The following is a 14,731-nucleotide window of genomic DNA, read 5'->3' as shown; positions in this document are numbered from 1 at the left end:
AGCGTACGCTGGGAACATGGTTTGGGGTTCACACAGGGACGTCCAGGCACAGCTGGCGCGTCGCCGTGCGGCCAAGGCCCGCCAGCGCGCTGAGCACGCCACGGCCTGCGCCGAACAGCAGGAGATCCTGGCGGCCTCGGCCGGCAGGGACCTGCATCTGCATCTGGCGGATGCCTACCGGCGGTCTGCGGAGTGCCACCTGTCCTCCGCGCGCCTCCAGGAGGCGTACGCCGAGCGGATGTCGGCGTGGGGCGGGGACGAGACCAGCCGCCCGCGCTTCATGACCGGTGTCGCGGAAGCGTGCGGCACCTCCAGCGCGGCCCTCACACTGATGAACGCGGACCAGGGCCAGCTCTCCGTCGCCTCCTCGGACGAGACCTCCCGGGCGGCGCAGGACCTGGAGTTCATGCTCGGCGAGGGACCGGCGCACGACGCGTCGGTCAGCGGCTGTCCGGTCTCGGCGGCCGGGCGGGCCATCGAGAACCGCTGGCCCGCCTACGGGCCCGCGCTGACCTCCCTGGGCATCCACGAGGTGTTCACCGCTCCGCTGCGGACCGAGGGCAGTTGCATCGGCGCGCTCGCGGTCTTCGACCCCGGCAGCGGCGTGACCGCCGCCGGCACACTCACGACGATCGCCGACGCGCTGACCCATACGGTGCTCCTCGGCCCCGACGCCGACCCCGAACTGTACGACGACGCCGACCACCGGGACCGCGTCCAGCAGGCCGCCGGAATACTTTCCGTGCAGGCGGGCTGCCGAGTGCAGGACGCGCTCGCCATGATCAAGGCGCGCGCGTTCGCCGACGGGCAGCCACCGGACGCCGTCGCCGGACAGATCGTACGCGGCACGCTGAAACTCGCCCAGGGCAGCTGAACCCACGAGGGGACCTCAACCCATGACCACAGCTCCGCATCATCTCGCGTCCGTCTTCGTGGAGCTGGCGGGCGGCGGAGGACAGGGACCACCCGGCGTCCCCGCGCTGCTGACCCGGCTCACCGAACGCAGCAGGGAACTGCTCGCGGTCCGGGCGACAGCGGTCGTCTTCTGCCCCGGGGCCCGCGACACCCCGCAGGTGGCGGCCTCCGACACCGGCACCCGCCGCCTGGAATCGGACGCGGTCGCCTGGCGCGAAGGCCCCGGACCCGCCTGCCGCCGCACCGGCAGGGCGCTCGGCGCTACGGCCCTGACCGGGGCGGTGGTCCGGCAGCAATGGCCGCGCTACGCGCCCCGCGCGCTCGCACTGGGCTGCACCCACGCCGCCGCCCTGCCGATAAGGGGTCACACAGGCCCGGTCGGCGCCCTCGTCCTGCTCGCCGACCGCCGCACCCCGCTGTCCGGCGACCTGATGGCGCTGGGCCAGTCGCTGGCGGACTTCGCCGCCGTGACGCTGCTGCGGGAACACGAGGTGGAGGCAGGCCGGGCGCTGGCCGCCCAGCTGGAGCGCGCCCTGACCACCCGGGTCGTCATCGAACAGGCCAAAGGGGCGCTCACCGCGCGGCACGACCTCACCCCCGATGCCGCCTTCACCGTGCTGCGCGGCTACGCCCGCTCCCACCGGCGGCTGCTGACCGATGTGGCGCGCGAGGTGGTCGAGGGCCGGCTCGACCCGAAGCGGCCGCACGGTTGAGGCCGGGCGGAGCCGCCGCGCGCGGCCCCGCCTGACCTGGTCTGCAAGGGTTCGTCAAGGCCGGCGCAAGGAGTCCGCCGCGGCGGCCGGGCAGCTGCCCCGCGTACGGGATCCGACAGAGGATTCCGACGCGACCATGGGGGAGTTGAGATGTCCGTTGCGGACCTCACGGCCACGACCGGCCCGGCACCACACACTCCGGACCGCGGCACCGCGCACCGGCGCGGCCCGGCGCGCACCGGCCCCGCGCGGCAGCACACCGTACGGCGCGACCCGGGCCAGTGGCTGACGGTCACCGACGCCAAGCGGGTGCTGGTCATCGTGCACACCGAGGTGTACGGCAGGCGGCTGCTGGACCTGCTGCCGCTGCTGGAGTGCGAACTGCGGGTCGAGGTGGTCTTCACCGTACCGCCGCACGCCTTCAACGCGGGCGCGGAACGGCTGCTGCGCGCTCTGGGAGCCACCGTCGTCCCCTGGGAGACGGCCGTACGGACCGAGTTCGACCTGGCGCTGGCCGCCGGGTCGCAGCACATGGAGCAGGTACGGGCGCCGCTGATCCGGATCTCGCACGGCGCCGGGCACCTGTCCCTGGCCCGGGTGGCCGACGGGGTACGGCCCGGGGAAGAGCGCGGCCCCGGCGGCATCACGGGACGGCGGTACCTGATGTGGGGCGGGCGGGTGGTGCCCAGGGCGGTGGCGCTGGCCCACCGCGACGATCTGGCGGAGCTGGCACGCTGGTGCCCGGAGGCGCTGCCGGCCGCGGAGGTGGTGGGCGACCCCTGCCACGACCGGATCCGCGCGAGCCTGTCGCTGCGCCGCCGCTACCGGTCGGCGCTGGGTCTGCGGCGCGGCCGGAAGCTGGTGCTGGTGACCTCCACCTGGGGGCGGCGCTCGGCCTTCAGCCGGCTGGACGCCCTGCTGCCCCGGCTGCTGTCCGAACTGCCGCGCGACACCTACCGTACGGCGCTGCTGGTGCATCCCAACGTCTGGTCGCGGTACGGGCACTGGCAGCTGCGCGCCTGGCTCGCCGGGTGCCGTCGGGCGGGCCTGCACGTCCTGCCGCCGGAGGCGGACTGGCGGCCGCCGCTGATCGCCGCGGACTGGATCATCGGGGACTACGGGTCGGTGACGCTGTACGGGGCGATGACCGGCGCGCCCATCCTGCTCAACCGCTTCCCGCACCGGGACGCCAACCCGGCCTCGCCCGGCGTCGAGCTGGCGCTGACCGCTCCGGCACTGTCCCCGGCCCACCCGCTGGAGGCCCAGCTGCGGTACGCGGCCGAGGAGTACCGCCCTGGGGACTATGCGCGGATCGCGGCGCGCATCACCTCCGAACCCGGCCGCTGCCACCGCAACTTCCGCCGGCTGATGTACCGCATCCTCGGCCTCGGCCAGCCGGCCTGCCCGCCGGAGACACCGCCGCTGCCGCTGCCCGCCCCGCTGGACGCGGCCGTGGCCGGGCACCTCGGCGACGGCGGCACGGAGGTGTCCGCATGACGGCGGTGTGCGGGCCGGGGGTCGCGCCGACCGCCGTAGCGCTGCTCCCGGCGTCGGTGGCGCGCCCGGTGGCGGTGGCACTGGTGGAGACACCGCAGCGTACGTACGTGGTGGTGATCGCCGACGCGGCGGGGCCCGGCCCACTGCCCGGTGCCCCGGACGACGGCTCCGGGGACGACGGCTCCGGGGAGCTGCTGGCCGTGGACCTGGACCGCTGCCCGGACGAGCGGCGGCTCGCGTGCGCCGACGCGTTGCACGGCAGCGGCACCGAACCGGCCGTGCTGATGCTGCGCCGTCACCCCGGCGCGCTCGTCGTCGTCCGGCGGCGCACGGCCCGTACGGCGGAGGCGGTGGTCCGCGACGGCACCAGGATGGCCGTGACCGCGGCCGGTGCCGCTCCGGCCGACCGGCGGGAACTGCGGCTGCTCGCCGCGCTGCTGCACGGCTGGCTGGCGGAGGGGCTGCCCGTGGAGGCGCTGCGGTCGGTGCGGTTCCTCGGCGCGGGGCGCGGGCCCGGTCAGGGGCCGTCGGGCGGTGACGCCAGGTTCCGGATACGTTCCTCCAGGCGCCGCGCGTCGCTCGGGCTGAGCGAGGCATAGCGGTCCAGGGCGGCGTCGTAGCGGTCGCGGGCCGCCGCGGCGTCGCCCCGGTCCTGGGCGGTCTGGCCCAGCATCTCCAGCACCCGGGCCTGCCAGTGCAGCGACCCGGTGGCGCGGAACTCCGCCAGCGCCTCCCCCAGCAGGCGTTCGGCGGTGGCGTGGTCCCCTATTCCCTCGTGCGCGTGGGCCCGGCCGAGGTGGGCCAGGGCCCGCGCCGCGTCGTACGGGTCGGGGACGGCCAGCAGGTCGGCGCGCGCCCTGGTGAGCAGGGAGCGGGCCTGCTGCGGGCGGCCGGTGGCGAGGGCGACGTCGCCCAGGCACAGCCGGGAGAGCGCCGCGCCGCGGTCGTGGCCGATGGCCTCCCGTAACCGCAGGGCCTCGGCGAACAGCGACTCCGCCAGCGGCAGGCGGCCGGCCAGCCGGTGGGTCTGGCCCAGGCCGTGCAGTGCCTGTGCCTCGGCCCGCCGGTCCCCCGCGCCCCGCGCGTCCGCAAGGGCCTCGGTGAACCAGACGACCGCCTCGTCCAGCCGCCCGGCGTTGTACAGGCCGCTGCCGCCGGTGGTGAGCATCCGGCTCACGCCCTCCGGGTGCCCGGCGCGCCGGGCGGCCTCCAGACCGGTCCGGTGGGCTTCGATCCACAGGTCGTACGGGCGCAGCCGCAGGAAGAGCGGCTGGAGGGAGTCGACCAACTGCCAGGTGAGGGCGTGCCAGGAGCGGTCGGCGGCGGTGCGTACGGCGGCCATCAGCTCGCCGCGCCCGGCATCGAGCCAGCGCAGCGCGGCGTCGGCGCCGGGGAAGGCGAGGGGGCCGGTGGGGAACGCGTAGTCGCGGCGCAGGACGCGGTGGGCCGGCGACAGGAGCGCGCGGGCGGCCGTGGCGGTGGCCAGGTACCACTCCACGACGCGCCGCACGGCCTGCTCGCGTACGGCCGCGGGCTCCTCCCGCTCCGCGCACTGGGCCGCGTGCAGCCGTACGAGGTCGTGGAAGCGGAAGCGCCCGGCACCCGTCTCGTCTGGGCCCAGGTCCTCCAGCAGGTGTGCCTCGGCCAGCTCGTCCAGGAGGAGTTCGGCGTCGGACGGCGGGACGGCGCAGGCCGCCGCCGCGAGCGGGCCGGTCAGGACGGTCAGCGGGGGCAGCGCGAGCAGGCGGTAGGCGCGGGCGGTGGCGGGCGGCAGACAGCGGTACGACTCGTCCAGCGCGGAGCGCACCGCGCGCTCGCCGCCCAGGTGCAGCGCCTCCAGCCGCCCGGTCTCCTGGGTCATCGCACCGGCGAGGGCGGCGACGGTCTGCCGGGGGCGGGCGGCCATCCTGGCCGCCGCCACGCACACCGCCAGCGGCAGCCCGGCGCACAGGGCGACCAGTTCGCGGGCGGCGACCGGTTCCCGGGCGACGCGGCCGCCGCCGACCCGGCGGCCGAGCAGTTCGACGGCGGCGCCCGTGTCGAGGGTGCCGAGCTGGTGGAAGGCCGCGCCGTCCACGCCCAGCCCGGTCAGTCTGCTGCGGCCGGCCGCCACCACCAGACTGCCCGCCGCACCGGGCAGCAGCGTACGGACCTGGGCGGCGCTGACCGCGTTGTCGAGCATGACCGCGATGCGCAGCCCGGCTGTGAGCGTGCGCCACAGCGCCGCCTGTTCGGCGGTCTCCGCCGGGGCCTGCGCGACACCGAGGGCGCGGATGAACTGCCCGAGGACCTCGCCCGGCCGCACCGGGCCGCCGGGCGCGTGCCCGCCGAGGTCCGCGTACAGCTGGCCGTCGGGATAGTCCTCGCTCAGGCCCCGCAGCCAGCGGGAGACGAGGGTGGTCTTGCCCACCCCCGCGGGCCCGGTGACGGCGATGAGCAGCGGCCCGGCCGGTCCGTGGCCGGCCCGCAGGGCGTCCAGCGCCGCGAGGTCGGCGGTGCGGTCGGTGAAGTGGGGCGGGGTGCCGAGGAGTTGCCGGGGCACGGGGCGGGGTTCGGCGGCCGGCTGCTGGAGGTGGATGTCGCCGTGGACCGTGCCTGCCTGGAGCACGAGGCCGGAAACGGCGGCGGAACCTTGGATGACGTTGGACAGGTGTCTGGCATCCGGTGCCGCTTCCGCGTGGCCGGGCAGGCGGTGCCGTAATACGGCCAGGAATTCCGCGAGGGCGGGGTTTTCCCGGGCCCGGTCGGCGAGCAAGACCGCCAGTTCCCGAATGCGCGCCGGGTCGCTCGGCACCGCGCCGGCTGCGGCCGGCAGGTCAGGGAGGGTGTTTTCCGGCGCCGGGAGCGCCTTGCGGAGTCCGGCGGTCACCGCGCGCCATTCCGCCGGCCGGTGCGCCGCCCCGGCCAGTACCGCCGCCAGTTCCTCGACCGTGATCGGCACCATTGCCGCCGCCTCCCCCGCGCATTCCCGAACCCTCGTCCCCGGGAACCGGTGAACGACCGGTGGAGGAGGTCTACCCGCGTCATGGGGGAAACAGGCCCGGGGCGCACTCGACCGGCATATTCCGGCCACCCCACAGGATCAAGAAACGGTCTCTGGTGAGGCGAAGTGACGGCGTGTCATTCTTTGTCCCAAGTGAGCGGGGCGTACCGGAGAGAAGGTTCGCTCGTGCACGTCGACATCCGCGTACTGGGCCCCGTGGACATCCGCCTGAACGGCCGGCCCGACCCGCTGGGCTCACTCAAGGAACGCGCCCTGCTCGCCGCGCTGTCGGTGGACGCCGGCCGGCCGGTGCCGCTCGACACGCTCATCGCCCGCCTGTGGGACGACCACCCGCCCGCGAAGGCCCGCGCCGGGCTGCACTCCTACGCCGCACGCCTGCGCGGGCGGCTGCGCACGGGCAGCCGCAGTGCCGCGCTCACCCAGCAGGCCCACGCCTACACCCTCGACATCGAGCCCGGCCAGGTCGACTGCCACCGCTTCCGGGACCTGGCCGCCCACGCCCGCGCGCTGGCCGACGCGGGCGACGACTCCGGCGCACTCGCCGTGTTCGAGGAGGCGGAAGCGCTCTGGCGGGGCGAACCGCTCTGCGGCCTGTACGGGCTCTGGGCCGAAGGCGTACGGAACCGGCTCGCCGAACACCGCCTGGCCGCCACCCTGCGCCGGATCGCCATCGAGCTGCACCAGGGACGGTTCGCCGAACTCACCGCCGAACTGGCCGCGCTGTGGGAACGGCACCCCACGGACGAGGACCTGGTCGCCCACCTGATGATCGCGAACTACGGCTGCGGGCGGCAGGCGGACGCCCTGCGCGCGTACGAGACGACCCGTCGCCGGCTCGGCGCCGAACTGGGCACCGACCCGGGCGAGGCACTGACCCGGATCCACCGGCACATCCTCGACGGCACCCCGGTCGACCGGCTGCTCGGCCGCCGCGGACCGGCGTGCGCCACCGCATCCGCGCCGGGCGCCGCGGCGGCACCGGTGCCCGACAACCTGCCCAGCCACGGCGAACTCGTCGGCCGCGAGGGCGAACTGCGCATCCTGACCGCCCCGGTACGGGACGGCGCGGTCATCGCCCTCCAGGCCATCTCCGGCATGGGCGGCATCGGCAAGTCACTGCTCGCCGTCCACCTGGCCCACCGCCTCCGGCAGCGCTACCCCGACGGCCGGATCTACCTCGACCTGTGCGCCCACGCCCCCGGCCGCCCGCCCCTCACCCCGCAGGCCGCCCTGACCGCGCTGCTGCGCGTGCTCGGCGTCCCGGCCGACGGCATCCCGCGCGGCCTGGACGAGCTGACGTCCCTGTGGCGCTCCCTGCTGAGCGGCCGCCGGGCCGTGCTCGTCCTGGACGACGCGGCCGGGCCCGAACAGGTCAGGCCGCTGCTCCCGGTCGGCTCCCCTTCGCTGACGGTCGTCACGAGCCGCCGCCGGATGGCGGGCGTCCCCGGACTGCGCCCGGTCTTCCTGGACGTGCTGCCGCCCGAGGACGCCGCCACGCTCTTCGTCCGGCTCGTCGGGCCCGAGCGCGCCGGAGCCCCCGACGAGGTCGCCACCGTCGTACGGCTGTGCGGACGCCTGCCGCTGGCGGTCGAACTCGCGGCGGGACGGCTGGTCTCCCGCCCCTCCTGGACCACCGGACACCTCATCCAGCGGCTGTCCCGCCGGCACGGCCGCCTCGGCGAGATCCGCGACGTCTACCGGGACATCGCCCGCGTCTTCGAGATGTCGTACCACACACTGGACGACGACCAGCGCACCGTCTTCCGGCTGCTGGCCCTGCACCCGGGCCCGCAGTTCGGCCCGCACGCCGCCGCCGCGCTGACCGGCCTGCCGCTGCCCGCCGCCGAGCGCGTCATCGAGACACTGCTGGACGCACACCTCGTCCAGGAGCCGGAGGCGGACCGCTACCAGTACCACGACCTGATCGCCGAGTACGCGCTCACCCTGGCCGCCCAGGACCCGCCGGAGGTCCGCGAAGCCGCCCTGCACCGGCTGTCCGCGTTCTACCTGAGCGCGGCGGACCGGGCGGACCGCCTGGTCAACCCGAGCCGCTCGCGCCTGGACGTGCCGTACCCGGCCGACCCCGCACTGCTGCCCCGGTGGAACGGCTCCCAGGAGGCCAGGGATTGGCTGGCGGCGGAGCACCAGGCGCTGTTCGCCGCCGAGCGGCACGCCCGTACGCACGGGGCGCCGGACCGTGCCGCCTGGTTCGGCCACGTTCTCGCCGTCTTCCTGGACACCGAGGGCCACTGGGCCGAGGCCGAGCACATCCACCGGCACGCGGCGCTGCACTGGCAGCAGTGCCGGGACCGGCGCGCGGAAGCCAGGGCGCAGACCGAGCTGAGCACCACGCACGCGCACGCCGCCCGGTACGCGCAGGCCGAGGCGGCCGGGCGGCGGGCCCTGGAACTGGCCCGCGCGGTGCACGACACGGAGACCGAGGCGGAGGCGCTGCAACAGCTGGGCGTGCTCCACTGGCACCGGGGCGAATACCGCTCGATGCTGTCCGTGCAGCGCGCGGCACTGGAACTACGGATGGAATCCGGGGACCGCTGGAACCAGGCGCGCAGCACCAACAATCTCGGCATCGCCCATTTGCACCTCGGGGACCACGCCGCGGCGGCGCACCATTTCCGTCAAGCACTGACCATGTTCCGCGAGATCGGCGACAAACGCGGTGAAACCCAGTCACTGAACAATCTCGCGGAATCTCAATGGCACACGGGCGAACAGCAAGCCGCACGGGCGTCCTTCGCCCAGGCGCTGGCGATCTCCGTGGAATCCGGTAGCCGCTCCGAACAGGCCATCGCCCGGATCAATCTCGCCTCCACCTTCCGTATGCCCGACGAACTCGCCGAAGCACTCGCGCTCTACGCGGAGGCACTGCGCTCCTTCCAGCAACTCGGCGACCGCCGGAACGAGACCATCACCTTCATCAACACCGCGAATGCCTTGCGCGACTCGGGAGAATTCGCGGCGGCGGCACAGCGTTACGCGAGCGCGCTGGAACTGGCCCGCACCATCGGAGCGGGCCTGGAGGAAGCGCAGGCCCTGCGCGGCCTGGGCGTCACCGGCCTCGGGACCGGGCGGACGGAACAGGCCGCCGTACACCTGGAAATGGCACTGAGTGTCGCCCGCCGGATCGGCTCCCCCGAGGAGGAGGCCCGCTGCTGCGACGCGCTCGCCGAACTCCACCTGGCGGCCGGCGACAAGGAAAGGGCGGGCGCGTTGTGGCGCGTGGCGATGGACACGTTCGAGCGGCTCGATTTGTTCGAATTCCGTCGCTTGGAGGCTCGGGTGTTCGAGGTAGGGTGCATCGATCTACGCGAATAGGTTTCGGGAAGTCTCGCTCGCTGGACCGAAGTTGACAAGATCGACCCCACGTTGTTTGCTTGCGCATCTCTTCCGCAATCGCGACAGCAAACAGCAGAGGTCCGAACACACGTGTTCAGTTTTGAACCTTTGGCGACCGATCACGTCACCCATCAGTCGCCGCCGTACGCCGAGCACCGTAACGCCCCTCAGCACGACCCCAGCGAATACCGCGACGGGTCCATATGGCCGCCCATCGAGTTCGCTGATGACCCGAACCGACCGTATTCAGGGAGGGTCTGCATGCCCAGCTTCTCCGCCTGACCGCCAACCTCGCGGCCCCCGTCCCGCCGCCCCTCACGTCCCGATCGGCAACGGCCCGTCATGCCGCACCAGCCACTCCCGGTACGCCGTGCTCTCCCAGGCCACCTCCATGTACGAGGCGGTCAGGTCGGCGAAGAGGGCGTCGGCGGGGGCGGCCGGGGCGGCGCCGGGACGGTGGGCCATGAAGAGGCGGACGGCCAGCGGGTCACCGCGCAACGGGCGGATGGCCATGCCGTGCCGGGGCCGGGAGGTCGGCTGGCAGGGGGTGACCACCTCACCGGCCGCGACCAGGTCGGCCGCCGTGAGGTAGTCCCCGTGCACCACCCGCGGGTCCAGCCCCGCCGCGGTGAAGACCCGGCGCAGCCCGGTCCACTCGCCGTCCACCGACGGGTCGACCATCCACTGGTCACCGGCCAGGTCGGCGAGGTCGACCACCGGCCGGCGGGCCGCCGGGTGGTCGGCCGGCAGCGCGACGAACTGCGGCTCCCGGGCGATCAGTTCCCGTTCGACCAGCCCGTCGGGCCGGCGCAGCGGCGCCCCCTCCACCTCGTGGACGAAGGCGACGTCGAGCTGGCCCATCGCCACCATCTGCAGCAGCGCGTTGGCGGACACGTCGATACGTATGGCGGTGTCCGTGTCGGGCAGTCTGGCCCGCAGCCGCCGCAGCCAGCCCGCCACCGCCCGGCTGCTGGTGCTGCCGATGCGCAGCCGCGCGACGCCGGACCGCAGGGAGACGGAGGCGATCTCGTCGACCAGCGCCCGCATGTCGGCCACTATCGGCCGGGCCCGGCTCAGCACCGAGTGCCCCAGCGGCGTCGGCCGGCTGCCGGTCCGCTCGCGGAAGAACAACTGGCCGCCCAGGGCGTTCTCAATGCGGCGGAGCTGGGTCGTCAGGGAAGGCTGGGTCATCCCCAGCTGCCGGGCCGCCTTGCGTACGCTGCCGGCGTCGGCGATCGCGCACAGTGCGCGAAGATGCCTCACTTCGAGCTCCACGACCGGAGCATAACGACGTTTGCGCACGTCACACCAGACTCTTCGGGCACGCTTGGGTCTCTTTCGACCCGGGGGTATCACCTGGTGCTATCGCCTCATGACATCTCCGCGCCCCGGATGATCTCGAACAGACTCTGCGGCACCAAGAGTTCATCCGCAGGGCCCCGGCCGCCGCCCCACACGGCGGCCGTACGGCCCCACGGACGATAAGGAGTCCCCCCATGAGATCTCCCAAGACGGCGCTGTCCGCAGCGCTCGGCCTGGGCCTCGTCGCCACGCTGGCCGCTGCGGCCCCCGCGACGGCGACCTCCGTCTCCTCCGCCCCCCAGACCCACCGGGTCACCGCCGCCGCGTACGCCGGTTCGGCCGCCGAGAAGGCCGACACCAAGGCGTTCTTCGAGGCCGTCATGAAGTCGGTCAAGGCCAAGCGGGCGGCCCACCCCGGCCTGAAGGTCGTCACCGTCACCTACGACGCGAGCGCGGCACCGACGTTCAAGAGCCAGATATCCAAGAGCGCCCAGATCTGGAACGGCGCGGTGCAGAACGTCAAGCTCCAGGAAGGCAGCGGCGGCGACTTCCAGTACCGTGAGGGCGACGACGCGCGCGGCTCCTACGCCAGCACCGACGGCCACGGCAAGGGCTTCGTCTTCCTGGACTACAAGCAGAACCAGGAGTACGACTCGACCCGGGTGACCACGCACGAGACCGGCCACGTACTGGGCCTGCCGGACCACTACGAGGGCCCGTGCAGCGAGCTGATGTCCGGCGGCGGCCCCGGCCCGTCCTGCACGAACTCCCAGCCGGACCAGAACGAGCGGACCAAGGTGGACCAGCTCTGGGCCAACGGCCTCAAGGGCGTACGCCTCTGACGGGCCCCTCCTCCGGCAGGTCCGGTAAGGCGTGACGACGCCACGGGCCCGGAAATCTACGGCGCGCGGGCGCCGTGGTCCGACAGCCTCTACGCGCGCGGCAAGCTCCCCGGAGCCCTGCCGCGCGCGTACGCGTTCCGCGCCGCGCGCCCGGCCCTGTTCGTACCGATGCGCCGTGCGTCAGTGCGCCAGCTCTCTGCTCCACGCCTCCAGTTCCGGCTCCCCGCCGTCGGACCGGCGCAGCCGCCCGGTCGGCTGCCATCCCCACGCCTGTACCGCGGAGCGCGCCGCCCCGTTCGCCGTCTCGACGAGGGTGACCACCGCCGTGGCGTTGCTGCGGACCAGCAGCGTCTCCTGGAGCCGGGTGGCGACGTGGCCGCGGCGGTGCGCGGGCAGCACCATCAGCTCGGCCACGACGAACACCCGGCCGGAGGCGATCAGTTCCTCCAGCTCGCGCGGCAACTGCCCGTTCAAGCCCTGCCACCACCGGCCGTCGCGCTCGGCGGGGAAGCCGTAGGCGCAGCCGACCAGCGCCGGGTCGCCGGCGATCACCATCTCGAAGCCGGGGTGCTGGACGTGCTCGGCGAACCGCTGCAGAAAGGCCCCCCGTCCGCGGAACTCCTCGCCCGAGGGGCCGCGGTACGCCTCGACGTACAGGTCGGCGACGGCCTCGCGTTGTGCCTCGGCCTGCCACCTGGTCAGGCGCCGTAAGAAGACTTCTGCCATCCGGTCCTCCACAGGGTCCAGGAAATCACCTTCGGTTGAGGAAGTACTCCATGACGAGGCCGCTGTCGAGCGTGCCGTCGACGACCTCGCGGGCCAGGCCGGGCAGCCGCCGGCGCTGGGCGCGCGCATAGGCCCGGAAGACGGTGAACGCTTCGTCCACGCTCGTCCCCCAGCGCTCGGCGAGCATGCCCTTGGCCTGCTCGATGACGACGCGGGAGCTGAGCGCGTGCTGCAGCTGGGTACGCTCGGCGTGGCTGCGCTCCAGGCTCTTGTGCTGTACGGCGGTGACGGCCAGCAGGTCGGCCAGCGACCGGGCGAAGGCGGCGTCCTGCGCGCCGAGCGGTGCGGCGGTGCCGGAGAAGAGGGCCAGGACGCCGACGGTCCGGGAGCGCAGGCGCATCGGCAGGGCGTGCGCCGTCGTGTGGCCCCGCTCCCGCGCGAGGGCGGTGAACCGCGGCCACCGCGCGGCGGTGCGCGGGTCGGTCAGGGCGATGTCCGTCTCGGCCGTGCCGCTGCGGTAGCAGTCGGCGTACGGGTCGCGGGCGTCCTCGGATCCGTCCGGGCCCAGCAGGCGGGCGGTGTCACCGGACCCGGCGACCACCCGCAGCCGGTGGTGCGCGTCGGCGAGGAGCACGACGGCCGCGTCGGCGCCGAGCAGACCGGCGCAGTGCGCGGACAGGCGGCGCAGCAGCCCGGCGCAGTCGATGTCGCCGAGGAGTCCCTCGGATAAGTCCGCCCACACCTGCGTCGGGGGTTGTTCACGGGCCATGGAAACCATCCTTTCCGCCTTCGACCGGTCGTGGCCCGTGTCCATCGTCTCTCGGATCGAAGCCGCACGGCTACTATGCCTCCGGCAAGCCGCCGGCGGGAGACCGCCGACATCGCGCGGCTCGCAGCCGGTGCCCGGCCGGGAGAGCGGGGTTCTCGCGCGGGCTGTTACGGCGAGCAGTTCGCCATCTGGTCGCAGCGGGCGTCGCGTACGCTCGCGTAGCGCGGGAAGCGGCTGGTCAGCCGGGTCGCCCTGAGCAGGATGGCGATACCGCGGTGGGCGTGCACGACGCGCAGCCAACCGCCCTGCTCGACGGCCCAGTTCTGGGCGGCGCACAGTTCCCGCAGCGCGGAGCAGTCCATGAAGGTCACCGCGCCGAGGTCGACGATCAGCCGGGGAGGCCCGGCGGTGCGGCTGTGGCCCCGCCGCAGCAGGGCTCGCAGGCGCGGCGCGGTCATGAGGTCCAGCTCCCCTTCCGGCCGCACGACTTTGATCTTGTTGTTGACACCGGTCCGGTGGTGGAGGTCCATAGCGATCCCGCCCCTGCAATCAAACGTGCGCGCACTGACTGTCCTTCGTGCGAACCGGGGTCCGGGGCACCGCGCCATCAGCGTATTCCGGTGGAGCGTCGGGCGGCGGTGAAGAAAGGTTCCGTTCGAAAGTCGACCGCATTCGTTCACTCGTACGGGGGTCGGATCGTACGTCCGAGCCCACCCGTCCGACCTGGTCACACCCGTACCGCTCAGGACCACATCGCCCGGGCGAGAGCCACGCCGGCGAACACCGCGCCGAGGCCGGCGGCCACGCTCCCCGCCACGTTCGCGGCGGCCTGCCACCGCGCCCCGCCGGAGGCCAGCCGCAGCGTCTCGTACGAGAAGGTCGAGTACGTCGTCAGCGCCCCGCACAGGCCCGTCCCGAGCAGGAGGTACAGGTCCGAGGAGGCGGCGCCCGCCGCCATCGCGCCGGTGAGCAGGCCCAGCACCAGCGAGCCCGCGACGTTGACCGTGAACGTCCCCCAGGGGAAGTCGCCGTCGTGCCGGGACTGCACGAAGCGGTCCGTCAGAAACCGCAGCGGCGCGCCGGCCATCCCGCCGACGACCACGAGCAGCCAGTTCACCGGGCGTTCCCCCGCAGCGCGTACCGGGTGCCCGCGTGCGCGGCCCATACCGCCGCCAGCGCGGCGAGCACGGTGCCCACCAGGTAGGCCAGGCCGGGAGCGAGCTGCCCGGTGTCCGTCAGGTGGTGGATGTCCACGGCGTACGTGGAGAAGGTGGTGAACCCGCCGAGGACGCCGGTGCCGAGGAACGGGCGCAGCAGCGGGTGGGGCGACCGGCGCTCGGCGATCAGGGCCATCAGGACGCCCATCAGCGCACAGCCGACGACGTTGACCAGGAAGACGGTCGCGGGGAACGTCCCGGGGGCGGTGGGCCACAGCAGGGTGGCGCCGTAACGGGCGGCCGCGCCGAGGCCTCCGCCGAGCGCCACCGCTGCGACGGCCGGCCACTGGCCCTGCCGGGGCGGGCGGGGGGCTCCGGTGTTCATACGTCTCCTACTCGCGCGGTGCGTGCGTGCTGCGTCCGCTCTGCAAGCAGGGACCGTTGGCAGCCTG

The 14,731-nt window shown here is 74.0% G+C and carries 13 protein-coding genes; 6 read left to right on the top strand and 7 right to left on the bottom strand.

Features of this window, described 5'->3' with window-relative positions; all coding sequences use genetic code 11:
• Positions 1-16 precede the first annotated feature (16 nt).
• The 4 genes from ACZ4Z1_RS11470 to ACZ4Z1_RS11455 all read left to right on the top strand — a co-directional run bounded on the left by ACZ4Z1_RS11470 (position 17) and on the right by ACZ4Z1_RS11455 (position 3,724).
• Positions 17-874, top strand: coding sequence for a GAF domain-containing protein (locus ACZ4Z1_RS11470; protein WP_468486361.1), 858 nt, complete (start codon positions 17-19; stop codon positions 872-874).
• Between the two features lie 22 nt (positions 875-896).
• Positions 897-1,628 carry a GAF and ANTAR domain-containing protein gene (locus tag ACZ4Z1_RS11465; RefSeq protein WP_468486360.1) on the top strand — a complete coding sequence of 244 codons (732 nt, stop codon included), beginning with the start codon at positions 897-899 and terminating at the stop codon, positions 1,626-1,628.
• Positions 1,629-1,778: 150 nt separating this feature from the next.
• Positions 1,779-3,125, top strand: coding sequence for a hypothetical protein (locus tag ACZ4Z1_RS11460; RefSeq protein WP_468486359.1), 1,347 nt, complete (start codon positions 1,779-1,781; stop codon positions 3,123-3,125).
• Entirely contained in the window at positions 3,122-3,724 is a 603-nt protein-coding gene (locus ACZ4Z1_RS11455) for a hypothetical protein (RefSeq protein ID WP_468486358.1), read from the top strand. The genes ACZ4Z1_RS11460 and ACZ4Z1_RS11455 overlap by 4 nt, the downstream gene beginning before the upstream one ends.
• Here the strand turns inward: ACZ4Z1_RS11455 and ACZ4Z1_RS11450 are convergent.
• On the bottom strand, positions 3,643-6,069 hold the full coding sequence (locus ACZ4Z1_RS11450) for an ATP-binding protein (RefSeq protein WP_468486357.1): 2,427 nt from the start codon (positions 6,067-6,069) through the stop codon (positions 3,643-3,645). The genes ACZ4Z1_RS11455 and ACZ4Z1_RS11450 overlap by 82 nt on opposite strands.
• 225 nt (positions 6,070-6,294) lie before the next feature.
• Between ACZ4Z1_RS11450 and ACZ4Z1_RS11445 the strand changes: the two genes are divergently transcribed.
• Positions 6,295-9,462, top strand: a complete 3,168-nt coding sequence (locus tag ACZ4Z1_RS11445) for an AfsR/SARP family transcriptional regulator (RefSeq protein ID WP_468486356.1) — start codon at positions 6,295-6,297, stop codon at positions 9,460-9,462.
• 336 nt (positions 9,463-9,798) lie between these two features.
• Here the strand turns inward: ACZ4Z1_RS11445 and ACZ4Z1_RS11440 are convergent, their stop codons facing one another.
• Complete coding sequence (locus ACZ4Z1_RS11440) at positions 9,799-10,758, bottom strand: LysR family transcriptional regulator (protein WP_468486355.1); 960 nt, start codon at positions 10,756-10,758, stop codon at positions 9,799-9,801.
• Positions 10,759-10,979: 221 nt separating this feature from the next.
• Between ACZ4Z1_RS11440 and snpA the strand changes: the two genes are divergently transcribed.
• Positions 10,980-11,627, top strand: coding sequence for a snapalysin (gene snpA, locus ACZ4Z1_RS11435; protein WP_468486354.1), 648 nt, complete (start codon positions 10,980-10,982; stop codon positions 11,625-11,627).
• Positions 11,628-11,807: 180 nt separating this feature from the next.
• Here the strand turns inward: snpA and ACZ4Z1_RS11430 are convergent, their stop codons facing one another.
• The 5 genes from ACZ4Z1_RS11430 to crcB (ACZ4Z1_RS11410) form a co-directional block, all read right to left on the bottom strand.
• Positions 11,808-12,353 carry a GNAT family N-acetyltransferase gene (locus tag ACZ4Z1_RS11430; RefSeq protein ID WP_468486353.1) on the bottom strand — a complete coding sequence of 182 codons (546 nt, stop codon included), beginning with the start codon at positions 12,351-12,353 and terminating at the stop codon, positions 11,808-11,810.
• Between the two features lie 25 nt (positions 12,354-12,378).
• The gene (locus ACZ4Z1_RS11425; RefSeq protein WP_468486352.1) at positions 12,379-13,122 is read right to left on the bottom strand and encodes a GAF and ANTAR domain-containing protein; all 744 of its coding nucleotides are present in this window, start codon (positions 13,120-13,122) and stop codon (positions 12,379-12,381) included.
• Positions 13,123-13,289: 167 nt separating this feature from the next.
• Positions 13,290-13,652, bottom strand: coding sequence for an STAS domain-containing protein (locus tag ACZ4Z1_RS11420; RefSeq protein WP_468486351.1), 363 nt, complete (start codon positions 13,650-13,652; stop codon positions 13,290-13,292).
• A 212-nt stretch (positions 13,653-13,864) separates the two neighbouring features.
• Positions 13,865-14,239: a fluoride efflux transporter CrcB gene (gene crcB / locus ACZ4Z1_RS11415; RefSeq protein WP_468486350.1), complete on the bottom strand. Its 375-nt coding sequence runs from the start codon at positions 14,237-14,239 to the stop codon at positions 13,865-13,867.
• The gene (gene crcB, locus ACZ4Z1_RS11410; RefSeq protein WP_468486349.1) at positions 14,236-14,664 is read right to left on the bottom strand and encodes a fluoride efflux transporter CrcB; all 429 of its coding nucleotides are present in this window, start codon (positions 14,662-14,664) and stop codon (positions 14,236-14,238) included. The genes crcB (ACZ4Z1_RS11415) and crcB (ACZ4Z1_RS11410) overlap by 4 nt, the downstream gene beginning before the upstream one ends.
• Between the last annotated feature and the right edge of the window lie 67 nt (positions 14,665-14,731).

It is taken from the genome of Streptomyces sp. NPDC030165 (assembly GCF_055573595.1).
The sequence above is the reverse complement of the archived record's forward strand: the minus strand, read 5'-3'. Positions and strand labels throughout refer to the sequence as shown.